This window comes from Streptomyces rubellomurinus (assembly GCF_000961885.1).
Taxonomy (GTDB): Bacteria; Actinomycetota; Actinomycetes; order Streptomycetales; family Streptomycetaceae; genus Kitasatospora; species Kitasatospora rubellomurina.
In genome coordinates, this window is record NZ_JZKH01000065.1 from 23277 (window position 1) to 46957 (window position 23681).

22 protein-coding genes are annotated in these 23681 nt (G+C 72.7%); 16 read left to right on the top strand and 6 right to left on the bottom strand.

Annotation, left to right across the window (positions count from 1 at the left end):
• Positions 1-2 precede the first annotated feature (2 nt).
• Positions 3-2297, top strand: coding sequence for a DEAD/DEAH box helicase (locus VM95_RS26535; RefSeq protein ID WP_052707594.1), 2295 nt, complete (start codon positions 3-5; stop codon positions 2295-2297).
• 216 nt (positions 2298-2513) lie between these two features.
• On the opposite strand, the gene VM95_RS26540 is transcribed toward VM95_RS26535, so the two are convergent.
• Complete coding sequence (locus VM95_RS26540; RefSeq protein ID WP_052707595.1) at positions 2514-3026, bottom strand: RICIN domain-containing protein; 513 nt, start codon at positions 3024-3026, stop codon at positions 2514-2516.
• Positions 3027-3216: 190 nt separating this feature from the next.
• Between VM95_RS26540 and VM95_RS42800 the strand changes: the two genes are divergently transcribed.
• The 3 genes from VM95_RS42800 (at position 3217) to VM95_RS26555 (ending at position 6680) form a co-directional block, all read left to right on the top strand.
• Positions 3217-3384: a hypothetical protein gene (locus VM95_RS42800; protein WP_157882221.1), complete on the top strand. Its 168-nt coding sequence runs from the start codon at positions 3217-3219 to the stop codon at positions 3382-3384.
• Between the two features lie 140 nt (positions 3385-3524).
• The gene (locus tag VM95_RS26550) at positions 3525-3965 is read left to right on the top strand and encodes a hypothetical protein (RefSeq protein WP_045701133.1); all 441 of its coding nucleotides are present in this window, start codon (positions 3525-3527) and stop codon (positions 3963-3965) included.
• Positions 3966-4175: 210 nt separating this feature from the next.
• The gene (locus VM95_RS26555; RefSeq protein WP_157882222.1) at positions 4176-6680 is read left to right on the top strand and encodes an OmpL47-type beta-barrel domain-containing protein; all 2505 of its coding nucleotides are present in this window, start codon (positions 4176-4178) and stop codon (positions 6678-6680) included.
• A gap of 137 nt (positions 6681-6817) precedes the next feature.
• Here the strand turns inward: VM95_RS26555 and VM95_RS26560 are convergent, their stop codons facing one another.
• Positions 6818-7729: an aminoglycoside phosphotransferase APH(3') gene (locus VM95_RS26560; protein ID WP_045701177.1), complete on the bottom strand. Its 912-nt coding sequence runs from the start codon at positions 7727-7729 to the stop codon at positions 6818-6820.
• A 150-nt stretch (positions 7730-7879) separates the two neighbouring features.
• Between VM95_RS26560 and VM95_RS26565 the strand changes: the two genes are divergently transcribed.
• The 3 genes from VM95_RS26565 to VM95_RS26575 all read left to right on the top strand — a co-directional run bounded on the left by VM95_RS26565 (position 7880) and on the right by VM95_RS26575 (position 10869).
• Positions 7880-8233 carry a VOC family protein gene (locus VM95_RS26565; protein WP_208615534.1) on the top strand — a complete coding sequence of 118 codons (354 nt, stop codon included), beginning with the start codon at positions 7880-7882 and terminating at the stop codon, positions 8231-8233.
• Positions 8234-8542: 309 nt separating this feature from the next.
• Entirely contained in the window at positions 8543-9895 is a 1353-nt protein-coding gene (locus VM95_RS26570; RefSeq protein WP_045701140.1) for a lipase family protein, read from the top strand.
• A 287-nt stretch (positions 9896-10182) separates the two neighbouring features.
• Positions 10183-10869, top strand: a complete 687-nt coding sequence (locus VM95_RS26575; RefSeq protein ID WP_045701142.1) for a DUF402 domain-containing protein — start codon at positions 10183-10185, stop codon at positions 10867-10869.
• Positions 10870-10995: 126 nt separating this feature from the next.
• Here the strand turns inward: VM95_RS26575 and VM95_RS26580 are convergent, their stop codons facing one another.
• The 4 genes from VM95_RS26580 to VM95_RS26590 form a co-directional block, all read right to left on the bottom strand.
• Complete coding sequence (locus VM95_RS26580) at positions 10996-11889, bottom strand: LysR family transcriptional regulator (protein WP_045701143.1); 894 nt, start codon at positions 11887-11889, stop codon at positions 10996-10998.
• A gap of 71 nt (positions 11890-11960) precedes the next feature.
• Positions 11961-12848, bottom strand: coding sequence for an acyl-CoA dehydrogenase family protein (locus VM95_RS39140; RefSeq protein ID WP_052707596.1), 888 nt, complete (start codon positions 12846-12848; stop codon positions 11961-11963).
• Complete coding sequence (locus VM95_RS39145) at positions 12845-13978, bottom strand: acyl-CoA dehydrogenase family protein (RefSeq protein ID WP_052707597.1); 1134 nt, start codon at positions 13976-13978, stop codon at positions 12845-12847. The genes VM95_RS39140 and VM95_RS39145 overlap by 4 nt, the downstream gene beginning before the upstream one ends.
• Positions 13979-13982: 4 nt before the next feature.
• On the bottom strand, positions 13983-15131 hold the full coding sequence (locus tag VM95_RS26590) for a CaiB/BaiF CoA transferase family protein (protein ID WP_045701145.1): 1149 nt from the start codon (positions 15129-15131) through the stop codon (positions 13983-13985).
• Between the two features lie 250 nt (positions 15132-15381).
• Here VM95_RS26590 and VM95_RS26595 point away from each other — a divergent pair, with 250 nt between their 5' ends.
• The 9 genes from VM95_RS26595 (at position 15382) to VM95_RS26635 (ending at position 23573) form a co-directional block, all read left to right on the top strand.
• The gene (locus VM95_RS26595; protein ID WP_045701147.1) at positions 15382-16839 is read left to right on the top strand and encodes a CoA transferase; all 1458 of its coding nucleotides are present in this window, start codon (positions 15382-15384) and stop codon (positions 16837-16839) included.
• 267 nt (positions 16840-17106) lie between these two features.
• Positions 17107-17412 (top strand): urease subunit gamma, encoded by a 306-nt coding sequence (locus VM95_RS26600; protein WP_045701149.1) that lies wholly within the window; start codon positions 17107-17109, stop codon positions 17410-17412.
• A gap of 161 nt (positions 17413-17573) precedes the next feature.
• Entirely contained in the window at positions 17574-17972 is a 399-nt protein-coding gene (locus tag VM95_RS26605; RefSeq protein WP_045701180.1) for an urease subunit beta, read from the top strand.
• Positions 17972-19696 (top strand): urease subunit alpha, encoded by a 1725-nt coding sequence (gene ureC / locus VM95_RS26610; protein ID WP_045701151.1) that lies wholly within the window; start codon positions 17972-17974, stop codon positions 19694-19696. The genes VM95_RS26605 and ureC overlap by 1 nt, the downstream gene beginning before the upstream one ends.
• Positions 19693-20385, top strand: a complete 693-nt coding sequence (locus VM95_RS26615) for an urease accessory protein UreF (RefSeq protein WP_045701153.1) — start codon at positions 19693-19695, stop codon at positions 20383-20385. The genes ureC and VM95_RS26615 overlap by 4 nt, the downstream gene beginning before the upstream one ends.
• Positions 20386-20435: 50 nt before the next feature.
• Entirely contained in the window at positions 20436-21056 is a 621-nt protein-coding gene (gene ureG, locus VM95_RS26620; RefSeq protein ID WP_045701156.1) for an urease accessory protein UreG, read from the top strand.
• Positions 21053-21988 (top strand): urease accessory protein UreD, encoded by a 936-nt coding sequence (locus tag VM95_RS26625; protein WP_045701158.1) that lies wholly within the window; start codon positions 21053-21055, stop codon positions 21986-21988. Before ureG ends, VM95_RS26625 begins: the two co-directional genes overlap by 4 nt.
• A gap of 242 nt (positions 21989-22230) precedes the next feature.
• Entirely contained in the window at positions 22231-22812 is a 582-nt protein-coding gene (locus VM95_RS26630) for a dihydrofolate reductase family protein (protein ID WP_045701160.1), read from the top strand.
• Between the two features lie 146 nt (positions 22813-22958).
• On the top strand, positions 22959-23573 hold the full coding sequence (locus tag VM95_RS26635) for a TetR/AcrR family transcriptional regulator (protein WP_045701162.1): 615 nt from the start codon (positions 22959-22961) through the stop codon (positions 23571-23573).
• Positions 23574-23681: the final 108 nt, after the last annotated feature.

A 23681-nucleotide genomic window follows, 5' to 3' on the forward strand; every position in this document is an offset into this window, starting at 1 on the left:
CCGTGCAGACCACCACCACCACCACCGCCCAGGCCGCGCCGCCGCCCCCGACGCAGCCGCCCGGCACCACCGAGGCCAACCCGCTGCCACTGCACCCGTTCCAGAAGGACGCCGTGGCGGCCGCGGTGCGCGAGCTGAAGAACGGCGGCCGCGCCACCGTCGTCGCCGCGACCGGCTCCGGCAAGACCCTGATCGCCGCCGGCTGCGCCCGACGCCTCGCGGCGAAGGGCTCCGTCCTGGTGCTGGTACCGACGATCGAACTGCTGGAGCAGACCGCCGAAGCCTGGTCACTGCGCGGCGCACGCCGGGGCCTGGCCGTGGCGGCGTGCTCGCGTCAGGAAGCACTGGAGAGCGCGGAGGCCGGCGGCCGCGTCCACGCCCGCGTCACCACACAGGCCCCCCGCATCGCCGACCTGATCACCGCCGAGAAGCCCGGCGAACCCGTCACCGTGTACGCCACCTACGCGAGCCTGCAGCGCATCGCCCAGGCCCACCACGACTTCGGCCTACCCGCCTGGGACCTGGTCGTCGTCGACGAGGCCCACCGCACCGCCGGCGCCCAAGGCAAAGCGTGGGCCGCCGTCCACGACGACACCCAGGTCCCCGCCCGCAGGCGCCTGTACGTCACCGCCACCCCCAGGATCGCCGACGACCGGCGCGCGAACGACGGCCTGACCGACCTCGCCGACACCGACGGCCAGGCACTGCCCGCCCTCTGCTCCATGGACGACGAGACGATCTACGGCAGGACCGTCTTCACCTGGACCCTCTCCCAGGGCATCGAACACGGCTACCTCGCCGACTACCGCGTCCTGGTCCCCGTCGTCACCGACGCCGACCTGCGCGACCTCCTCAACCTCCCCGCCGTCGCCGACCTGCGCACCCAGCGCTCCAACGAGGAACTGCTGCGCCTCGCGTTGCAGACCGCCGTCCTGCGCGCCGTCAACGACCTGCGGCTGCGCCGCGTCATCACCTTCCACTCCCGGGTCTCCGCCGCCCGCGACTTCGCCGCCGGCCTGCCGGCCGCCACCGAACTGCTGCCCGACGCGCAGCGCCCGCAACGGCTGACGGCACTCGCCGTCGCCGGCACCGACCGCCTCAAGGACCGCCGCGCCGCCTTCGCCACGTTCAAGGCCCCCACCGGCGAGCGGCCCGGCGAGGAAGGCGAGGAGTGCCGCATCATCTGCAACTCCCGCCTCCTCAACGAGGGCATCGACGTCGCCGCCGTCGACGCCGTGTGCTTCGCCGACCCCAAGAGCTCGGTCATCGACATCGTCCAGGCCGTGGGCCGGGCGCTGCGCCAGACCTACCGCCAGGGCAAGGTCTCCTGGGTCGTCGTCCCGGTCTACCTGCCCACCCCCGGGACCGGCGACGACACCGCCACCGCCGACCCGCCCCAGGTCCCCGACGCCGAGATCGAAGCGTCGTCGTTCCGCACCATCTGGCGCGTCCTGCGGGCACTGGCCGCGCACGACGCCCGGGTGGCCGGCCGGATCACCGAACTGCGCGCCCACCGCCCCCGGGGCGCCGCGCACACCACCACGCCCGAGCCGGCCGAGGCCGGGCACGGCGAACAGCCCGCAGCGCCGGTCGAGTCGCCGGTCGAGTGGCTGCTGATCAACGCCCGCCGCCACGCCGCCCAGATCCTGCGGAGCGTCAAGCTGCGCGCCTTCCACCCGCGCGCGCTCGAGTGGCAGCGCATGCACGCCGTCGCAGCCGGCTTCCACCACCGGCACGGCCACCTCGACCCCACCGACAGGACCGAGCACGCCGAGCTGATCTCCTGGCTCACCCGCCAGCGCCACCTGAACGCCCAGCACCTGCTCGACGCGGCCCGCGTCTTCGAGCTGGACGCGCTCGGCATGATCTGGTCGAAGAACGCCAACGCCTGGGAACGCGGCTACGCCTACGCCGCCGCCTTCCACCACCAGCACGGCCACCTCGCCATCCCCGCCACCGCGAAGCTCGACGACTACGCGGTCGGCGCGTGGATGCGCCGCCAGCGCAGGGCCGCGGGCCTCACCGGCGACCAGGTGGCCAAGCTGGCCGTCCTGGACGAGCTGTGGCACCTGGAGCCGGACTGGAACCGCTCCTACCGCCGCCTGCTCGCCTACCTGGAGGCCGGCGGCACCCTCACCGGCCCGGCCAACCGCACCGGCGGCGAAGCCGACCCCACCTTCCGCCCCGGCGCCTGGCTGCGCAAACAGCACAAGGCCCGCACCGACGGCAAACTGACCGACCACCAGGGCGCACTCCTGGACGCCCTCCACCCACCCGCCGACACCGTCGCCGGCTGACCCCTCGAGCCGCAGCACTCCGGCAACCGGCTCGCGGTCGCGCAGGCCGCCCACGCCAACTCCACCGTGGCCCGGTCCTCCTACCGCGCGACGGCCTTCACCCTGCGGCGGCTGAACCCGTGAGCCCCCCGCCCGCCGGCCCGGACGGCGGCCGGCGGGCGGTCACGGGGGCCGACGTCCGGCCGGCTGTCGCGTCCGGAGGCCGCTCGGATCCGCTCAGGAGAGCGTGAACTGCTGGTTGGGTCTGCCGGTGCAGATCCACTGGATGATGTTGACCCCGTCGTTGACGTTGGCGTCCCAGACGTCGAGGCACTTGCCCGCGAAGGTGCGGATGTCGGTCTGGTGGTTGGGGTGCGGCACCAACGTGAACTCCTGGTTGGGGCTGCCGGTGCAGGTCCACTGGATGATGCTGGCCCCGTCGTTGGTGCCGGCACCCCAGACGTCCAGGCACTTGCCCGCGAAGGTGTGGATCTCGTACCCGTCGTTGCCCGGCACGATCGTGAACCGCTGGTTGGCCTGGCCGTTGCAGGTCCACTGGTCGATGCCGGCCCCGTCGTTGGTGCCGGCGCCCCAGACGTCGAGGCACTTGCCCGCGAAGGTGCCGATCTGGAAGCTGCCGTTCGAGTCGGTCGGCGCGGCCGTGGCGCCGCCCGGAGCCACGGAAACGGCCGACACGGTGAGGGCCAGAACAGCCAGGGCACGCAGCCCGGTCTTGGCGGCGGAACGCATGACCTTCTCCTCATTCCTGGAAGGGACGTGCTGACACGGGACACCGGGGCCGAGCGGTTCCAGCCCAGGGGACCGCGGTGCGGCGAACCCGGACAGCATTTCGGCCATGACCATGCCAATAGCCGCGGTGAAACAGTCGCGCCGGATGTGATCATCGGGATGCCAGGCAACTATGCAGAGCATCCGTCAGATGCGCAAGAGCGAACCGGCGGTGGCCGAACACGCCCGTCCCACCGACATCCCGTTGGTGACCCTCCGTCTGATCGGTACGGTCACGGGCATGGCCATCCCGATCGTGTTCGCCGTGGAGACCGGCGACCCCGACGACGTCTTCACCCTGTGCGACCGGGGCCCCTGAGCGACTCGGCCCCCGGCCACCGGCCCCCGGACGCGGGCGCAGGCCTTTCGTGAACGCCCTGTTGACTCGCCGTCGACGAAACGTCTACGCCCGAACGGCATCTTCGTCGCTGACCGTTCAACCAGCACGAAGGAGTCGTCATGGTCAAGAAGTCCATCCGGAAGATCGCCGTGGCCGCGGTGTCCGCCGCGGCCGCCGGGGCCGCGATGCTCGGCACGGCCGGTACCGCCCACGCCGCGGAAGGCGACCGGATCGACGTCGGCTTCACGGTGGTCAACCAGACCGACGCGTACCAGAAGGTCTCCGGGTCGGGGAGCTACACCAACGCCGGCGGCATCTCCAGGGTGTGCATCAGCATCCAGCGCAGGTACGTCGGCTACGGGTGGGACACCGTCTCCACCGCGTGCCGTTCCGTCCAGGACTGGGGCAACACGAGTGAGTTCAGCGCCCCCGACTTCTGGGTGCTGTCCAAGAACGCCAAGTACGCCGCCGACTTCAAGACCAAGGTGGAGGCGTTCGACCAGGCGGGCAACAGCGCCCTGGTCAAGTACTCGAACCAGGTGGCGGGCCGCTCCAACTGATCACCGCTCGTGAGGGCGGCCACGGCGGCGGCCGGCGAACCCGCCCGCCACCGTGGCCGCAGCCGTTCGGGGCCCGTTCACCCGGGGAGGCCAGCCCGGTCCGGCCGTTCGACCGTCTTCCGTCCCCGTTCGGGCCCCGCCCGGATGCCCGGGGCCAAGGGCCGCCCCACGGTGAGCACGGGGCCGATGCGGCACGGAGAGTGAGGGCGGATGAGACGCGAGCGAGGCGGCGCACGGTGGCGCGGCCGGGCCGTACGGGCCGTGGCGGTGCTCGGCCTGGCGCTGCTGGGAGCCGGGACCGGGTTCGGCACGGCGCCGCCGCCGGCCGAGGCGGCCGTCCGGGCGGCCCGCAGCACCACGATCGTCCTCAACAACACCAGTGACCGGGCGCTCGTGCTGACCAACCACTACCTCGACCACGGGATCTGGACCCACGAGCCGCCCGCCCGCATCGAGGCCGGGGCGACGGCCAGCTGGGAGTCCGAGTCCAACGGCTTCATGACCGGCACCGAGGGGTCGGCCTTCTTCGCGATCGACGGCGAGCGCGGCCCCGACCTGCGGATCCACTGGGACAACCCGTTCTACCTCTCCAACAGCTACAGCGAGACGGTGCCGAGCGGCTACAAGATCAACCGTGACGGGGGCGACGGCAACAACGCCACCGCCACCTACACCTTCGACTGCAACTCCAAGATGTGCGACGGCATCGCCGACGAGTGGAAGCAGCACGGCGTCAGCCTCGACCCGGGCGACGGCAGCGGCCAGCAGTTCATCGACCTGCCCGCCATGGGCGCCGACGTCAACAGGCCGGACATCTTCGTCCAGGTCGACTGGATGGCGGACACCAGCCCCGGCAACGCCCACAGCCACCAGTTCGATCCGGCGGCGGCCAAGCTGCTCGTCGACGCCTTCGCCAACGCGCCGTTCCAGCGTCGCGGCGCGACCAGCCCCGGCATCAACCTGCACATCGATGCCGGGCCCGGCAGCATCATGAACCACGCCACCCAGCAGACCTGGGGCGGGTACAGCCGCGCCCGGCAGCTGACCGAGACCGCCAGCCTCGGCACCTGCGACGGCGACGGCAGCTGCCAGAACAACAGCAGGTACACATGGGACGCCCTCGACGCCATCAAGAAGGCCCCGGGCGGCTTCGTCAGCTCCGGCCGCGCACCGGTGTTCCACTACGCCGTGGCCGCCCACCAGCTCATCCCCGGCACCTCCTGGACCGGCATCTCCCCGGACGGCGCCAGCGACCTCATCCTCTCCCTCGGCCTCCAGAGCGGCCAGGTCGGCGACAAGAACCAGCAGGCCACCGACCTGATGCACGAACTCGGCCACAACCTGGGCCTCAAGCACGGCGGCTTCGAGGACCTCAACTTCAAGCCGCACTACTTCAGCGTCATGAACTACCTGTACTCCGACGACGGCCTGCCGCACGGGAGCGACCGGTTCGTCGACTACTCCCGGATCGCCACCACCGTCGACGAGACCCACCTGGACGAGGCGTCCGTGCCGGCCAGCGGCAGCGGCGTGCGCTACGACGTCAAGCGCAACTGCGCCGGCTCGTTCATCGCCGCGCGGGTCGACAGGGCCGGCTACATGGACTGGAACTGCAACGGTTCGAAGGACCCGGGGACCGTCGCCTCCGACGTCAACAACGATGGCACGAAGAGCGTCAGACTCGACGGGTACGACGACTGGGCGCACATCCGCCTCAAGGGCGGCGCGATCGGCGGCGCCACCGTCCCCGGCCTCCCGCAGCCGCAGGAGATCCACGAACCCGACGCGCAGGTCTTCCAGCAGATCCAGCCGGTCGACACCGCCGCGCCCGTCACCACCGCCACCGCCGACCCGCCGCCGAACGGCGCCGGCTGGAACAACGGGGACGTCGCCGTCGCCCTGAGCGCCACCGACGACCTCAGCGGGGTCGCCCGCACCGAGTACACCCTGGACGGCGGCGGCTGGACCACCTACACCGGCCCGGTGCCGGTGACCACCGCGGGCGTCCACACGATGTCCTACCGCTCCGTCGACCGCGCGCAGAACACCGAGGACGCCAAGGACCTCACGGTGCGCATCGACCGGACGGCGCCGGTCACCACGGCCGCCCTCGGCCCGACCCCCGACCCGGCCGGCTGGATCACCGCGGACGGGCACGTCACCCTGACCGCGGTGGACGAACCCGGCGGCTCGGGCGTCGCGAGCGTCAGCTACCGCACGAGCGGCGCCCAGAGCACCCCGCAGACCACCGTGCCCGGCGACACGGCCGCCCTGACGATCACCCAGGAGGGCGAGAGCGTCATCACCTTCCACGCCAGAGACCGGGCGGGGAACCAGGAGAGCGAGAAGACGTACACCGTCCGGCTCGACCGGACCCCGCCGCGCTCGGCCTTCACCACCGCGTCCGAGGCGATCTTCGTGGCCGTCCCGGCGGGCGGCCCGCACGACGACCAGTACGTCACCGGCACCGCCGGCGACAACGCCTCCGGCGTCGACCACGTGGACGTCGTCTTCACCCCGAAGGTCCCCGGCCCGACCCTGGTACGGCGCGCCGAGCTCACCTGCACGGACGGCACGCACCGGCACTGCACCTGGCGGGTGCGGCCGCCGTCCGGCCTCGGCATCCACCGGGTGACGTCCACCGCCACGGACGCGGCCGGCAACGTCGAGACGCCGCCGGGGCCGGGCATCGACGTGATCGTCGTCCGGACGTAGCCTCCGGCGACCACACGCCGCCGGCCGCCCGACCGGCGGCGACACCGAGCCGTCGTCGGCGAGGCCCGGGGTGACGGTGGAGTTCCGCAGGTACGTCATGCCCCACTGCCCGGTGGGTCCACCTGCCCTACGACCCCTCAGCCTCGATCGGTGAGGATCCCCGAGAGCACACGTCGCGCGTCACGGGCGTCAGCGCCGTCCTCGCCCAGGCTGTCGGCGCACGAGACGAGCGTCTTCCACAGCGCCCAGCCCCGTCCGCGCGCCCACGTCGCATCGTCGACGCCCAGCCGCTTCCGGAACACGTCGCGGCCGTCGACCGAGAGCAGGGTCCACGCGATCGCGAGGTCGCAGGCGGGGTCCCCCACGCCACACGTACCGAAGTCGATGACGGCGCAGAGCCGTCCGTCCCGAAGGAGGAGGTTTCCCCGGGCAAGGTCGCCGTGGAACCAGACGTCGGTCCCGTCCCACCGCGCCCGGAGCGCCCGCGTCCACAACTCGTGGGCCGGCGCGACGTCGATGTGGCCGCGCAGCTCCTCCAGCGCGCCGAGCGCCCGCGCCTCGTAGGTCCGCAGCGTCGCGCCACGGAACCAGTTGTGCTTGCCGGGCTGTGGCCCGTGCGAGGCATCGACGCTTCGCAACGCGGCGACGAAGTCGGCCAGGTCCTCGGCGAAGCGGATCGGATCGGCGACGGACTCGAACGTCGCCGGCGTGCCGTCGATCCACCCGTAGACCGACCACGCGAACGGGTAGGTCGCACCGGGGCTCCCCTTCGCCAGCGGCACCGGGATCGGCAGCGGGAGAGCGGGTGCCAGCTCGGGCAGCCAACGGTGCTCCTTCTCCACGGCCAGGGCGTACTCCTGCGCGCTGGGCAGGCGGAGCAGCATGTCGTCGCCCAAGCGGAAGGTCCGGTTGTCCCAGCCGCCGTTCTCCACCGCCGTCACAGGCAGCGCGGCCCAGTGCGGGAACTGCTCGGCCACGAGCCGCCCCGCCTGTTCGGCACTGACGGTGATCCGCCGGGGCACGGGCCCGAGATCCGGAACATCGTTCACCACGTACCCCCTTGTCCGGGTTCCTCCCCGCGCCGGTCGGCCCGCGGGACGCGACCGCACCCGACCCGGGCCGAAATTCGGCTGCCACCGCAGTTCGCGAGCGGAGGCCCGGGCGTGGGCGGCCGGCCGACCCTCTTTATGATCACGCCCATGGCACTCGCATGGGAACAGATCATCGTCGACTCCTCCGACCCCATCGCCCTCGGGCGCTGGTGGGCCGAGGCCCTGGGCTGGGTCGTGGTCGACGAGGACGAGGAGATCATCGAGATCCGGCCCGAGCCGGACCGGATGCCGGGGCTGCTCTTCGTGCCCGTCCCCGAGGGCAAGACCTCGAAGAACCGGCTCCACCCCGACTTCCGCCCGGACGACCAGGAGGCCGAGGTCGCCCGGCTGCTCTCCCTCGGTGCCCGGCTCGCCGACACCGCGCAGGACGAGCAGCACTGGGTGACCCTCCTCGACCCGGAGGGCAACGAATTCTGCGTCCTGGGCGCGCGGAAGAGCTGAGCGGGGCCCGGGCGGCTGCGGCCGGGACGGTGGCCGGCATCTCGGCGACGGCCGGGTTCTCCTCGGCGGCCGCCGTGCCGACCAGCACCACCAGCAGCCAGGGTCGACGGGACACCCCGCGGACAACGGCGCATCGCGACCGGCCGCGAGACGGCGTGACCGGTCACGGACCAGAGCGGGAACTTCCGTCGCCCGCCCCGCAGACAGCGCGCCCGGCCGTCGCCATGATGGTCTCCGGGACGCCGGCTACCTGTTGGTAACACGCGTCCTGCGACAGGCCATCAGGAATCCCAGCCACCCGGGGGAGTCATGCGCAAACGCACGTCCAGGCTGCTCGCCGCCGCGGTCACCGCCGCCCTGACCGCCACCACCCTGACCGCCACCGCCACGGCCGCCACGGCCGGCCCGGCCTCGGCGAGCTCCGCCGCCGCCGCGAGCGACCCCTTCTACTCCTACGACGGCAGCACCCCGCTGGACTCGCTCGCACCGGGCACCGTCCTCAGGACACGGACCCTGCCGTACCACGTCCTGGGGCTGCCCACCCCGGTGACGGCGGTTCAGCTGCTCTACCGCACCGCCGACGCCCAGGGCCGCCCGGCCGCCAACGTCACCACCGTGCTCCGCAGCCTGACCGGGGACAGCGGCCGAGCCGTCTCGTACCAGTCCTTCTACGACTCGCTCGACCCGGCGGACGGCCCCTCCCGGGCGGTGGCGGGCAACCTCAGCCTGGGCGGCGCGATCCCGAGCGCCGAGGCGATCTTCCTGGTGCCGCTGCTCGCCCAGGGCTACAACGTGGTGATCCCGGACACCGAGGGCCAGAGCGCCGACTTCGGAGCCGGGCCGGAGTACGCCATCACCACCCTGGACTCGATCCGGGCCGCGACCGGATCCCCGGCGACCGGCCTGACCCCGGACACCCGGTTCGGGCTGATGGGGTACTCCGGCGGCGCCGTCGCCTCCTCCTGGGCGGCGGCCCTCGCGCCCGGCTACGCGCCCGAGGTGAACGCCAGGCTGGTTGGCTACGCCGAGGGCGGGCTGCTGGTGGACCCGGCCCACAACATCAGGTACATCGACGGCTCGCTGATGTGGAGCGGGATCATCCCGATGGCGCTGATCGGGGTCTCGCGCTCCTCCGGCATCGACCTCACGCCCTACCTGAACGACTACGGCCGCTCGGTCTACCGGCAGCTGGAGCACGCCTCGCTCACCGACGCCCTGGGCCACTACCCCGGGCTGAGCTGGAAGGCGATGGCCAAGCCCCAGTACGCCGACCCGAACTCGGTGGAGCCCTACGTCGCGGCCGTCAACCGGACCAACCTCGGTTCGGCCCCGACCCCGACCGTGCCCGGCTACCTCGCCCAGGGCAACGCCGGCGTCCTCGAAGGCACCTTCGCCAACCCGCCCGGCATCGGCACGGGCGACGGCGTGGCGGTCGCCGGGGACGTGCGCGCGCTCGCCCGCCAGTACTGCGCGAGCGGCACCGCAGCCCTCGCGTACCAGCAGTACGACGCCCTCAGCCACTTCGGTGTCCCCGCCGCCTGGGCCCCGCAGGCCCTCGCCTGGCTGAACGACCGCTTCGCCGGCCGCCCCGCCCCCTCCGACTGCGGCCACATCCCGGCCGGCAACTCCCTCGCCCCGCAACAGCCCGTACCGGCCTCCTGACCCCGCCCGGGCGCCGACAGACGCGCCGGGGCACCCCAAGAGGCACAGGGCCTGGTGACCGCGGGGCCGCGACGCTCCGCGATCACCGGGCCCGCGCGAAGCGCACCGAGGTCGAAGCGCCGAATCCGGCGCCCTCGCCCGGGCCGTCCAGGAGCCGCGCAAGCGCCTGGACACCCCGCAGCCGCCGAACCGCTGGGCCGCCGGCCGCGACGACCTCCCCACGCCCTGACCCGCCGTCACACCTTCGAGCGGACTTCCCGGCACCGGGGCCGGGAACACTCTCCGCCATGACCGACACCGTCCTGTTCGAGCCCGGCACCACCGCGATCCGCCGCGACGTCCACGCCGACCGGGTGTGGACCGCGATGCCGCAACGGGTGATCGACGACACCGACCACGTGCTGACCCTGGCCTACTGGCCGGGCATCGAGAGCCTGGCCCCGACGACCTGGATCACCTCCACGCGCACCGGCGACGACACCGCCCGCCGGCAGGGCCTGGACGACCTGGCGGCCGGCGCCTGGACCCTCGGCCCGTACCGCTGGCAGAACACCGAGCTGCTGAGCCACTTCCTGGCCGGCGAGTGGTTCTCCGTGCACTGCTTCCAGGACGCCACCACCCACGAGCCGCTGCGCTGGTACGTCAACTTCGAGCACCCTTACCGGCGCCGCCCCGGCCTGGGCATCGACACCATGGACCTCGCCCTCGACCTGGTCATCACCCCCGACCTGTCGGGACACCACTGGAAGGACACCGAGGAGTACGCCCAGCTGCGCCGCCTCGGCGTGGTCGACGACCACACGGGCCGCCAGATCGAGCGGGCCCGAGGCCGGGCGATCGGCATGCTGGACGACCGCACCGGACCGTTCGCCGGCGGCTGGCCGACCTGGGCACCGGATCCGTCCTGGCCGCTGCCGACCCTGCCGCCCGGCGCCGACGAAGCTGCCACGGCGACGACCCCGCACCGGCCGTGACGAGCGGCGGTACGGCAAGCGGGCCGGTCCGGGTGCGGGTGTGCGTCAGGGCGAGGACCCCGGCAGGGCCCGACTCCTCGTCGTGAACGCACCGTGGGCCGTGCCCGGTGGACGCGAGCCCGGCGTTCAACCCGCGAACGAGGCGGCTGCGAGGGCCAGCAGCGAGCGTACGGCCGGGTCGACGTCGGGCCGGTGCAGGGCCGCGATGGTGGTGGTGAGTTCGGGAGCCTCGTCGGTGAGGGGGAGGAAGCGCACGCCCGGGAAGGAGAGCGCGGCGGTGTGCTCGGGGGCGAGGGTGACGCACAGGCCGGAGGCGGCGTAGCTGAGCAGGCCGGGCAGGTCGTCGGCGTGGGCGCGGACGGTGGGGACGAAACCGGCGCGGTCGCAGGCCAGGAGCATGCGCTGGGCCAGTTGCCGGAGCGGCCCGTCGCCGGGGAGGGCGAAGGAGTCCTCGCGCAGGTCGGCCAGGCACAGGCGGTCGGCCCCGGCGAGGCGGTGAGCTGCGGGCAGGGCGGCGCAGAGGCGTTCCTCGGTGAGCCGGTGGACGGTCAGGTCGTCGTCGAGCGCGGGCTGGCGTACCAGCGCGAGGTCCACGGCGCCGCTGCGGACGAGCTCGGTCAGCTCGGCGGTGGATGTCTGCCGCAGGTGCAGGCGCAGGCCCGGCAGTTGCTCGGCGGCGTCGGCGAGCAGACGCGGCAGGTGCCAGTGGCCGAGGCTGTTGACGAAGCCGACACGCAGCTCGCCCTCTTGGCCGGAGGCGATCCGGCGGGCGCGGGCGAGGGCGCACTCCTGCGCCTCCAGTATCCGCCGGGCGTCGGCCGCGAAGGCCTCACCGGCGGGTGTGAGGCTGACGCCTTGACTGTTCCGCTCCAGCAGGCGGGTGCCGACGATCCTCTCCAGGCGCTGGACCGCCTGGCTGAGCGGGGGCTGGCTCATCATCAACCGGCTTGCCGCGCGGCCGAAATGCTTCTCCTCGGCCAGGACGGTGAACTGTTCCAGCAGGCGGGGCGTGAGATCCATGAGGCGAGCGTAGATCGGCTGGGGGGGCGGGGGCCCCGGCCCGGCGGGCCGGGGCCCGGGTGACGGGCGGGTCAGACGGCGAGCAGCGCCCAGACGTCGTCCGCGGCGAGCGCCTCGCGGCCCAGCCGGGCGGCCCAGGACGACTCGTCGCCGTCCTCGTCGCGCCAGGACCACAGCCGGGTGGTGGCAAGGCGCACGTCGCCGAGCTCGGTGAAGCCGATGGCGCCGTGCAGCTGGTGGGCGATGCGGGCGATCTCGGCGACCGAGGCGGAGGCCTGCGCCTTGGCGGCGGCCACGGAAACCAGCGACAGCTCGCGGGCGGCGGCGTCCACCGCGGCGCCCACCAGGGCGGACTCCTCGATCAGGCGAGCCTCCTCCTGCTTGACGGCCTGGAAGCGGCTGAGCGGGCGCCCGAACTGGGTGCGGGTGGCGGTGTGCCGGACGGTCAGTTCGACGCAGCGCTCGGCGGCGCCCGCGATCAGCGCGGCGCGGGCGAGGGCGGCGCGGAGCCCGGCCTCGGCGAGCTCGGCCGGGCTGAGGGGGTGGACGTCGTCGGCGGCCACCGCGTAGTCGTGCAGGTGGAGGGTGTCGCGGGGCTCGCCGGCGAGGTTGGTGCCGGGCACGACGGTGGTACGGGCCGGGTCGAGCGGGAACAGGACGGGCCCGCCCGGGCCCTCGGCCAGGACGAGGACGGTGGCCGTGGCGCCGTACGGCACCCGGGGCAGGGCGCCCGACACGCGCAGGGCGGCGTCCTCGCCCGAGGTGCCGGCGGGGCCGACCCCGGTGACGGCGGGGCGGGCGTACGCGAGGGTGAGGCCGTCGGCGAGCGCGACGGTCAGCGGGGCCCGGGGGAGCGCGAGTGCGAGGTGCCCGAGCACGGTCTCGGCGAACGGGCCGGGCTCGGCGAGGCGGCCCGCCGCGCGCAGGGCGGTGACGTGGGTGGCGAGGGCGGTGGTCATGACTGCTGCTCCAGACCGCGGGTGATGATGCCGCGAAGGATCTCGTTGGCGCCGCCGCGCAGGGTGTAGCCGGGGCTGTGCAGCAGCGCGTAGGCGAGGTGGTGGGGGTACGAGCCGGGCGTGGCCCCGGTGTCGGCGGTGACGGGCAGGATGCGCCGTACCTCGTGGACGATGTCGCCCTCCAGACGCGTCCCCAGGTCCTTGACCAGCGCGGCCCGCACATCGGCCGGGCGGCCCGCGTCCAGCGCGTCGGCGACGCCGAGCGAGAGCTGCCGTACCGCGAAGACCCGGGCGAGCAGGGCGCCGAGCCGGGCCTGCTGGTCGGGGGTGGCCGCGCCCCGGCGCAGTTCGCGGGTCAGCGAGACCAGCAGCGGGAAGGTGGAGAGGTACCGCTCGGGCCCGCTGCGTTCGAAGGCCAGCTCACCGGTGACCTGCTTCCAGCCGTCGCCCTCCTGGCCGAGCAGCATGCCGTCGGGGACCTCGACGCCGTCGAGGTGGAACCAGTTGAAGGTGTGCTCGCCGCTGATCAGACGGATCGGCTCGGTGCGCACGCCGGGGGCACGCAGGTCCACGATGAACTGGCTGAGCCCCTGGTGCCGGTCCTCGTGCTCGCTGGTACGGGCCAGCACGATCGCGTAGTCGTTGACGTGCGCGCCGCCGGTCCACTTCTTCGTACCCGTCAGCCGCCAGCCGCCGGGCACCCGCTCGGCGCGGGTGCGCACATTGGCCAGGTCGGAGCCGGCCTCCTGCTCGCTCATGCCGATGGAGAAGTAGCAGCGCCCGGCGGCGATGGCGGGCAGGAACCGCTGCTTCTGCTCCTCGGTGCCGTGGGCCAGGACCGAAGGGCCGATCTGGCGGTCGGCGACCCAGTGCGCGGAGACGGGGGCACCGGCGGCGAGCAACTCCTCGATCACGACGACCCGGGCGGCGAATCCGAGCCCGCCGCCCCCGTACTCGGGCGGCAGCGCCATGCCGACCCAGCCGCGCCCGGCGAGCCGGCGGCTGAATTGCGGGTCCCAGCCGGTCAGCCAGGAGTCGGGGCGCCCGAGCACGGTGCCGCGGGCGCGCTCCTCGGCGAGGAAGTCCCGTACCTCCCTGCGCAGTTGCAGGGTGTCGGTGGTCGCGGTCATGGAACTACTCCTTGTTCAGCAGGGCGGGGTCGAAACCGGCCTCGCGCAGCACCTCGTCGGTGTGCTCGCCGAGGGCGGGGCAGGGGCGCACGGTCGGTACGGGATCGGCGGAGTAGCGCACCGGACGGGCGATGGAGCGGTAACGGCCCTCGGTGGGGTGCTCGGCCTCGGCCAGCAGGCCGCCCTCACGGGCGTAGGCGGTGGCGACGGCCGAGGCCAGGCTGTGCACGGGCGAGGCCGGGATGCCGGCACGGTCGCAGAACTCCTGCCACTGCGCGCAGGTGCGTGTCACCGTCATCTCCTCCAGCACCGGGTACATCGCGTCGGCGTTGCGGGCCCGCAGCGCGCGGTCGGCGAACCGCGGATCGGCGGCGAGCCCGGGGCGGCCGGCGAAGGTGCAGAAGTCCCGCCAGTTGCGGTCGCTGTGCGGCAGGATGCACATCCAGCCGTCCGCCGTCCGCTGCGCCCGCCGGGTGCGGCTGAGCGAGCGCGGCGCGCCGAACTCGCCTTCCATGACCGCCCCGGCCAGGTGCTCGACCAGGTTGAAGGCGAGCATGGTGTCGGCCATCGGCACCTCGATGTGCTGACCGCTGCCGCCGCGCTCGCGGTGCAGCAGGGCGGCGAGTACGGACTGGCTGATCTGCAGTCCGCAGATCTTGTCGGCGATCAGGCTGGGCACGAACCGCGGTCCGCCGCCCGCCTGCTGGTTGAGCCACACCAGCCCGGAGACGGCCTGGATGATGTCGTCGTACGCGGCGCGGGTGCCGAGTGCGGAGTCCGAGCGGAAGCCCTGCGCGTTGACGTACACCAGGCCGGGGTTGACGGCCCGCAGCTCCTCGTACCCGAGCCGCAGCCGGGCCAGGGCCTGCGGGCGGACGTTGGTGAGGAACACGTCCGCCGTACGGATCAGGGCGAGCAGCGCGTCGCGGCCGTTCGGCGCCTTGAGGTCGATGACCGCACTGCGCTTGTTGCGGTTGAGATTGAGGCCGGCGCCACCCATCCCGCGATGGCGGGCGGGCGGGTAGTGGCGGGTCATGTCCCCGCCCGGGGGCTCGACCTTGATGATGTCCGCGCCCAGGTCACCGAGCTGCTGGGCGGCGTACGGAACCATGATCACGCTGCCCAGTTCGATGACTCTGACCCCGGAAAGCATTCCTTTCACGGCATTCCCTTCGCGGTATCAATTCCGGTCGTCGCGACGCCTTCAAGGAAAACCCCGCACCGCAGGCCGCGTCCAATACCGGCCGCCCGGGAAGCCGATAGCAAACCGGATATGACAACAGGTCAGAACACATGCATAGGGCATCGCATATCCCTGCCCGCTGCCCTTGGTATTGGACACCCGCCCATTCCCGCCGCTGTCCTGGAAAAACGAACCCGGCCACCACGGAAGGACGAGGGACATGACCCAGGGCACGACCGGGACCGCGACCCCCTACGACGCACTGCACGGCCTCTACCACCAGCTCGGCATCACCGGCGAGGAGGCCGGCGGGAAGGTGACCATCACCGGCGCCGACCCGCTGACCCCCTCCGTGCACCGCATCGGCGAAGCCGGCGCCGCCGCCCTCGCGGCGCTCGGCACCGAGACCTCGGCACTGTGGCGCCAGCGGGGCGGGGACGGGCAGGACGTGACGGTCTCCGTCGAGTCCGCGATCCACCAACTGATGGCGGTCTTCCTCACCCGGGCCGGCGGCGTGCCGGTGAGCGAACTGGGGGAGGACCCCAACCTGCTGGGCAACAGCGACTTCTACCGCGCCGGCGACGGCCGCTCCATCTACGTGCTGCTCTCCTACCCGCAGCTGCGCGACATCGCCTGCGAGGTGCTGGACTGCCCGCCCGACCGGCAGCGCATGGCGGACGCGATCGCCCACTGGGACGCCTTCGACCTCGAAGAGGCGATCTGCTCCCGCGGCGGCACCGCGGTCGCCGTACGCACGCAGCAGGAGTGGCGCGCCCACCCGCAGGGGCAACTGCTGGACGGCCAGCCGCTGATCCACCTGGAGAAGGTGGGCCACAGCGCACCCGAGCCCTTCCCGGCCACCGGGGACCTGCCGCCGGCCCTGCCACTGACCGGGCTGCGGGTGCTGGACAACTCGCACGTCATCGCAGGCCCGATGGCCGCCCGGATCTGCGCCGAGCTGGGCGCCGACGTCCTGCACATCTCCTCGCCCACCCACCCCGACCCCAACGGGATGATCATCGAGACCGGGATCGGCAAGCGCGCCGCCTTCTGCGACCTGCTCGACCCCGCGCAGGCCGCGGCCTTCCGACGGGTGCTCACCGGCGCGGACGTGTACGTCAGCAACTACCTCAACCTGGACACCAAGGGCTTCGGCCCCGAGGCCCTGTTCGAGCAGCGGCCCGGCCTGGTGGTGCTGGACTACCACGGCTGGGGCACGACCGGCCCCTGGTCGCGGCGCGGCGGCTTCGACCAGCTCGCCTGCGCGGCCACCGGGTTCGCCGCCGAGGAGGGCACCTTCGACGGTCCGCGGCTGCCGCCGACCTACCTGCTCAACGACTACCTCGCGGCGATCCTCGGCGCGGCCGCAATGATCGAGGCGCTGCGCCGGCGAGCGAGCGAGGGCGGCAGCTGGCGCGTGCACATCGACCTGGCGAAGGTCTGCATGTGGGTGCAGGACCTCGGGCTGTTCCAGCGCGCCGACGTCGCCGCGCTGCCCGCCCCCGACCCGATCCGCGCCGCAGGTGAACTGGCCACCGTGCACGGGCCGTTCGGCGAGGTCAGCTACCTGCCCACGCGCATCGCCTACTCGACCCTGCGCCCGCACCTCGACCGCTCCGCCGAGCCTCTCGGTGCCTCCCCTCTGACCTGGCGGGCAGGAGAACGTCCGGGGGCGTAGATCCCGCCCGGTACGGGGGTGCTGGCATCCGGATGTGGAGACTCCAGAGGCCCGGCCGGTGGCCCGCGCAACTGTGCGATCCGCCATCAGGACGGATCGCCCGGCCGCCCCTGGCCGTAGGTTCCCACGCATCCGGCAGCCGGTGCGGTGGTTGTGACAATCCGTCAAACTCCCCGAAACAAACCATTGCTCCCATGGGCAGACGATTCCGGCGGGCTGCCTGCACCGCCGTGCTCACCCACCCTGAAGCTCTTGAAGGAGGGGCCGATGAACCTCGCCCCGCGGGAGATCGACAAGCTGTACGTCTATGTGGTGGCCGATCTGGCCCGCCGCCGTCGCGCGCGTGGCCTGAAGCTCAACTACAGCGAGGCCGTCGCGTTGATCAGCGAAGCCCTCATGGAGGGCGCCCGGGACGGCCTCTCGCTCGCCGAGTGCATGGAGCTCGGCAGGAAGGTCGTCAGCGCCGACGACGTGATGCCCGGCGTGCGCGAGATGCTCCCGCTGCTCCAGGTCGAGGCGGTCTTCGTGGACGGCACCAAACTGGTCTCCTGTCACGACCCGGTGGGCGCCTGAACAGTGAGGTGCTGCACGCCCGTGCCGCCGCGGCCCTGCACCTGCTCGGCCACGGCGAGGACGGCATCACCGCCGCCATCGCCGTCCGCACACGACCCACCGGCACTGACCACACCCCCGCGCGCCCCACCACACCGACGCACGCCCGAAGGAGAGACGCCATGGCAGGCAAACCCGCCTACCTGTACGGAGACGACCCCGTGGAGATCAACGCGGGCCGGGACAAGGTGCGCCTGCCGGTGAGCAACACCGGCGACCGCGCCGTCCAGGTCGGGTCGCACTACCACTTCTTCGAGGTCAACCGGGCGCTGGAGTTCGACCGCGAGCAGGCGTACGGGATGCACCTGGACCTGCCGGCCGGCACCGCGGTCCGTTTCGAGCCCGGCGACACCCGCGAGGTCGAGCTGACGGCGTACGCCGGGAACCGTCGCCTGGTCGGCTTCAGCGGCCTGGTGAACGGCGGGCTCGGTTCGGCACACACCCGCGCCGCGGCGCTGCGCCGCGCGGGCGAACTCGGTTTCCGGGGCACACGGATCGAGCACACGGAGGGCGAGCTCTGATGGCGATCATTGCGCGCAAGCAGTACACCGACCTGTTCGGCCCCACCGTCGGCGACCGCTTCCACCTGGCGGACACCAACCTGGTGGTCGAGATCGAGCAGGACCACAACCAGGGCCACTACGGCGACGAGGCCGTCTACGGCGGCGGCAAGGGCATCCGGGACGGCATGGCCCAGGACCCGGCCGCCACCAGCCTCCAGGGCGCCCTGGACCTGGTGATCACCAACGTGATCGTGCTGGACGCGGTGCTCGGCGTGGTCAAGGGCGACATCGGCGTCAAGGACGGCTTCATCACCGCCGTCGGCAAGGCCGGCAACCCGCGCCTGCAGAGCGGCGTGCACCCCGAGCTGGTGATCGGCCCGGGCACCGAGGTGATCTCCGGCGAGCACCTGATCGCGACCGCCGGCGGTATCGACACGCACATCCACTTCATAGCGCCGCAGCAGGCCCAAGAAGGCCTGACCAACGGCATCACCACGCTGATCGGCGGCGGCACCGGCCCCTCCGACGGCACCAACGGCACCACCTGCACGCCCGGCCCGTGGAACACCGCCCGGATGTACCAGGCGGTGGAGGACCTGCCGGTCAACGTCGGCCTGCTCGGCAAGGGCAACGCCTCACTGCCCGAGGCGCTGCGCGAGCAGGTGGAGGCCGGGGTCTGCGGACTGAAGGTGCACGAGGACTGGGGCACCACCCCGGCGGCCATCGACGCCGCGCTGCGGGTCGCCGACGAGTACGACGTGCAGGTGGCGATCCACACCGACACGCTCAACGAGTCCGGCTTCTACGAGGACACCCTGTCGGCGATCGACGGCCGGACGATCCACACCTTCCACACCGAGGGCGCCGGCGGCGGCCACGCCCCGGACATCATGCGGATCGCCGGCGAGCCCAACGTGCTGCCCTCCTCGACCAATCCGACCCTGCCCTACACCGTCAACTCGATCGACGAGCTGCTCGACATGGTGATGGTCTGCCACCACCTGAGCCACGACAGCCCCGAGGACGTCTCGTTCGCGGACTCGCGGGTGCGCTGCGAGACCGTGGCGGCCGAGACCGTGCTGCACGACGAGGGCGTGATCAGCATCTTCTCCTCCGACTCGCAGGCGATGGGCCGGATCGGCGAGTCCTTCGCCCGCGCCTTCCAGACCGCGCACCACTGCAAGGACCAGCGCGGCAAGCTGGCCGGCGACAGCGAGCGCAACGACAACTCCCGGGTGCTGCGCTACCTGGCCAAGCTCACCATCAACCCGGCGATCGCCTCCGGCACCGCCGACCACCTCGGCTCGCTGGAGCCCGGCAAGCTGGCCGACATCGTGCTGTGGCCGATCAACTCCTTCGGCGCCAAGCCGAAGCTGGTGATCAAGGGCGGGATGATCAACTGGGCCCTGATGGGCGACCCGAACGCCTCGCTGCCCACCACCCAGCCGATCCACTACCGCCCGATGTACGGCGCGATGGGCCGGGCCCGGCAGGCCACCCGGGTCTCCTTCATGTCCCAGGCCGCCGTCGACCTCGGCGTGCCCGCCCAACTCGGCCTCCGGAGCAAGGTTCTGCCGGTGCGGCGCTGCCGCACCGTGGGCAAGCAGCACATGGTGCGCAACGACGCGACCCCGCGGATCGAGGTCGACCCGCAGACCTACCGGGTCACCCTGGACGGCGAACCCGCCACCATCGCCCCGGCCGAACGCCTGCCGCTCAACCACCTCTTCTACCTCGCGTGACCGCGGCCCTCGACAGCCTGCTTCTCTGCCTCCAGCTCACCGACTCGGCCTTCCCCAGCGGCCTCTACACCCTTTCGCACGGACTGGAGGGCTTCCACCAGGCCAAGGCGGTGGACCCGGACAGCATGCCGGCGCTGCTGACCGACCTGCTGCGCCACTCGGTGGGACCGGCCGATGCCACCGCGCTGGCGCTGGCGCACCTCGCGGCGGGCGCCGGCGACTGGGACGCCGTGGTCGAGGTGGACCAGCGGCTGCACGCGAGCAAGCTCAACCGCGAGCTGCGGCTCGCCGCCACCCGCACCGGCCGGCAGATGCTGGAGACCGCCCGGCCGGCGATCGGCGGCGAGGCACTGGAGCACTACGCCGAGCTGGTGGCCGCCAAGCGGACGCCCGGCTGCCAGGCGGTCGCGGCCGCCGTCGTCTACGCGTCCGGGCGGGTGGCCGCCGAACAGGCGGTGGCGAGCGACCTGTTCGCCTTCGCGGTCAGCTTCACCGGCGCCGCCCTGCGGTTGCGGCTGACCGACCACCGCCGGGCGCAGGCCACGCTGCGGGCGACGGCCCCGGTGATTCGCGAGGTCACCGAGGCCGCGCTGGCACGGGAGTTGGCCGACCTGGGCGGGTGCGTCCCGGTGGCCGACGCCATGTCGGGCCGCCATGAGCGGTCCGAGGCACGGATGTTCGCCACCTGAGCGCTCCGGCGCAAGCAGGCAAGGCACAAGGCAAGGGAGGAAGGCGGGACATGACCGACCACGTGTTGCGGGTGGGGTTCGCCGGACCGGTGGGATCCGGCAAGACGGCGCTGATCGAGGCGCTGGTCCCGGTGCTGATCGACCGGGGCCGGCGCCCCGCGGTCATCACCAACGACATCTACACCCAGGAGGACGCCCGGCACGTGCGCCGCAACCTGGCCGGCCTGCTCGACCCGGCCAAGGTGGTCGGGGTGGAGACCGGCGCCTGCCCGCACACCGCCGTCCGCGACGACCCGACGATGAATCTGGCCGCCGGCGCCGAACTCCTGGAGCGCTTCCCGGACATCGACACCCTGCTCTACGAGTCGGGCGGCGACAACCTCACCCTGACCTTCAGCCCGGTGCTGGTCGACATGTTCTTCTTCGTGCTGGACACCGCCGAGGGCGAGAAGATGCCCCGCAAACGCGGCCCGGGCATCACCGACTCCGACGTGCTGGTGATCAACAAGATCGACATCGCCCAGTACGTCCGCTGCGACCTGGACGTGATGACCGCCGACGCCGACCGGGTGCGCGAGGGCCGCCCGGTGGTGCTCACCAACAGCCTGACCGGCGAGGGACTGGAGAAGGTCGCCGAGCTGCTCGAGTCGTACCGCGGAGTCACGGCGTGACCACGGCGGCCAGGCTGGCCCCGGCCCACTACGAGCCCCCGCGCGTCCCCGGCGCCGTGCTGCGGCACGCCGGCCGGCCGGCTGCGCTCGGGGTCGGCCGACCGGGCAAGATCGGCCTGCTGGAGCTGGGCTTCGAGCAGGCCGGCGGGCGGACCGAACTGGTCACCCGCTACCAGAAGTCGCCGCTGCAGATCATGCGCCCGCTCTACTTCGACCCGCTCCGCCCGGACCTGGCCGTCACCTTCCTGATGTCCACCGGCGGCGGCATCGTGCAGGCCGACCGGCTGCGGCTGGACCTGCACTGCGGTCCCGACACCGCCGTCCACCTCACCACCCAAGCCGCCACCAAGGTGCACCGGATGGACACCGACTACGCCACCCAGCAGGTCTTCCTCACCGCGGCGCAGGACAGTTACGTCGAGTACCTGCCCGAGCCGACCATCCCGCACCGCCACTCGCGGTTCTACCAGCGCACGGTGATCACCGCCGCGCCCTCGGCCACCGTGCTCGCCGGGGAGACCGTGCTGGCCGGCCGGCTGGCCCACGGCGAGCGCAACGCCTACCAGGTGTTCGCCACCGACCTGGAGTGGCGCAGACCGGACGGCCGGCTGTTCGCCCTGGACACCGTCCGCCTGGAGCCCACCGGCTCCGGGACCACTGGCCCCGCCGTGCTCGCCGGGCACGACCTGATGTCCACCTTCTACGCCGTCACCCCGCTGGTGTCCGCCGACGAGATCGCCGATGCCCTGCACGAGGCGCTGGCGGACAGCGGCCTGCTGTACGGCGTGAGCGTGCTGCCCGAGGACGCCGGCGCGTGGCTGCGCGTGCTCGGCAGCGACCCCCCGACCGTCACCGCGGCGCTCCACCGAGCCTGGGACACCGTCCGCAGACTGCTGATCGGCGCACCGGCCCCGGCACTGCGCAAGTCCTGACCGCCGGACTGCGACCCGAGGACGGGCATCACCCGGGATCGCGTGCGGGAGATCGCCGAGGCCGTCCTCCGCGTCGCCGACGACGGTTCCCGACCATGCCGACAGGGTGGTCCGGGCGCCCTCACCCGAGCAGGTGACAGGCATGCACGCAGCGGTGCGGCGCCAGGGCCCGCCAGCGTGGGCGGGTCGGCGACAGCTCACGACACGCTAATTTGGGGTATCCCCCAACAGAGGAGCGCCCCGTGGGCAAGGTAGTCATGTACGCCTCGGTGTCGGTGGACGGCTTCATCGCGGACGAGAACGACCAGCCCGGACCGCTGTTCGACTGGTTGACCAGCGGTGACGTCCCGTTGGACGAGAGCGGCGAGCTGAAGGTGGCGCAGACGTCCTACGACTACATCCGGCCGTACTGGGACCGGATCGGGGTGACGATCGCCGGCCGCCACGTCTTCGACCTGACGGACGGCTGGGACGGGAAGCCCCCGAGCGGCATCGACCACGTGGTCGTCGTGACGCACCGGCCGGCGCCCGAGGGCTGGGACCCCGAGGCGCCGTTTCACTTCGTCGACGGCGTCGAGGCGGCCGTGGCCAAGGCGCAGGAGCTCGCGGGTGAGCGCATCGTCGAGGTCGCCGCCGGCGACGTCGGCGGCCAGGTGCTTGCCGCGGGCCTGGTCGACGAGGTGCGCATGGACGTCGTACCCGTCGTGTTCGGCTCCGGCAAGCGCTACTTCGGGTCGGTCCACGCGCAGCACCTGTTGGAGGACCCTGACGTGGCGATCCAGGGCAACCGGGTGCTTCACCTGCGCTACCGGGTGCGCCGCTGACCGACCGAGCGGCCCGCGCACCGCCGTCCCCGCCCGGGCGGCCGCGGGGAGCAGCGGGCGGCCGGGGGAGTCCGGGGTCGTGACGCGGGCCGTCCGGCCAGGCCGATGTCCCGTCGGACGCAACTTCTTCGCGTTAAGCTGTGCGCATGAGTGCCCGAGCGACCACACGCCCCGGCGGGCGCAGCGCCCGCGTCCAGCAGTCCGTGCATCAGGCGGTCCGTGACCTGGAGGCGGAGGTGGGGCGGGACGCGCTCACCGTGCCGCTGATCGCCGCCCGTGCGGGAGTCACGCCGTCCACCGTCTACCGGCGCTGGGGGGACCTGCGGGAACTGCTGTCCGACGTGGCCGTGGAGCGGTTGCGCCCGGAGGCCCCGCCGGCCGACCACGGCAGCCTGCGGGCGGACCTGGAGGCGTGGGCGGTGCAGTTCGCCGAGGAGATGTCCTCGACGGCGGGCGCGGCCTACATCCGTGACGCCCTGCTGGGCGACCCCGAGCAGGGCAACGCGGCCCGCTGCTCCGACTACGCCGCCGAGCAGTTGAAGGCCATCGGCGTGCGCGCGGCCGGGCGGGGGGAGGCCGTGCCCGGCGTGGAGACCCTGTTGGACGTCGTCGTCGCCCCCCTGATGTACCGGATCCTGTTCCGCCCTGGCGACCTGTCGGAGGATTACACCGGTCACCTGGTGGCGGCGGCGCTCGGCCGTCTCGCGCCTCCTCCCGCTCCTCCCGCCGCGTCTCCTCCCGCCGAGGCGCACAAAAGCTAAATATTTGCGTTTTGGTGGAGGGCGAGCCTAGAGTGCTAAACGCAAAGCATTTGCCTTAAGGCTCAGAGGTGCTTCCATGCCCAGCGTCACAGCCCTGCCCTCCCGCCC

Excerpts from the sequence above, each read along its gene's own strand:
- VM95_RS39145 (WP_052707597.1), bottom strand. The coding sequence starts at position 13,978 with ATGACCGCGACCACCGACACCCTGCAACTGCGCAGGGAGGTACGGGAC.
- VM95_RS26600 (WP_045701149.1), top strand. The coding sequence starts at position 17,107 with ATGAACCTCGCCCCGCGGGAGATCGACAAGCTGTACGTCTATGTGGTG.
- VM95_RS26565 (WP_208615534.1), top strand. The coding sequence starts at position 7,880 with ATGGCACTCGCATGGGAACAGATCATCGTCGACTCCTCCGACCCCATC.
- VM95_RS26635 (WP_045701162.1), top strand. The coding sequence starts at position 22,959 with ATGAGTGCCCGAGCGACCACACGCCCCGGCGGGCGCAGCGCCCGCGTC.
- VM95_RS26555 (WP_157882222.1), top strand. The coding sequence starts at position 4,176 with ATGAGACGCGAGCGAGGCGGCGCACGGTGGCGCGGCCGGGCCGTACGG.
- VM95_RS39140 (WP_052707596.1), bottom strand. The coding sequence starts at position 12,848 with ATGACCACCGCCCTCGCCACCCACGTCACCGCCCTGCGCGCGGCGGGC.
- VM95_RS26605 (WP_045701180.1), top strand. The coding sequence starts at position 17,574 with ATGGCAGGCAAACCCGCCTACCTGTACGGAGACGACCCCGTGGAGATC.
- VM95_RS26595 (WP_045701147.1), top strand. The coding sequence starts at position 15,382 with ATGACCCAGGGCACGACCGGGACCGCGACCCCCTACGACGCACTGCAC.
- VM95_RS26575 (WP_045701142.1), top strand. The coding sequence starts at position 10,183 with ATGACCGACACCGTCCTGTTCGAGCCCGGCACCACCGCGATCCGCCGC.
- VM95_RS42800 (WP_157882221.1), top strand. The coding sequence starts at position 3,217 with ATGCGCAAGAGCGAACCGGCGGTGGCCGAACACGCCCGTCCCACCGAC.
- VM95_RS26550 (WP_045701133.1), top strand. The coding sequence starts at position 3,525 with ATGGTCAAGAAGTCCATCCGGAAGATCGCCGTGGCCGCGGTGTCCGCC.
- ureC (WP_045701151.1), top strand. The coding sequence starts at position 17,972 with ATGGCGATCATTGCGCGCAAGCAGTACACCGACCTGTTCGGCCCCACC.
- VM95_RS26540 (WP_052707595.1), bottom strand. The coding sequence starts at position 3,026 with ATGCGTTCCGCCGCCAAGACCGGGCTGCGTGCCCTGGCTGTTCTGGCC.
- VM95_RS26590 (WP_045701145.1), bottom strand. The coding sequence starts at position 15,131 with ATGCTTTCCGGGGTCAGAGTCATCGAACTGGGCAGCGTGATCATGGTT.
- ureG (WP_045701156.1), top strand. The coding sequence starts at position 20,436 with ATGACCGACCACGTGTTGCGGGTGGGGTTCGCCGGACCGGTGGGATCC.
- VM95_RS26580 (WP_045701143.1), bottom strand. The coding sequence starts at position 11,889 with ATGGATCTCACGCCCCGCCTGCTGGAACAGTTCACCGTCCTGGCCGAG.
- VM95_RS26570 (WP_045701140.1), top strand. The coding sequence starts at position 8,543 with ATGCGCAAACGCACGTCCAGGCTGCTCGCCGCCGCGGTCACCGCCGCC.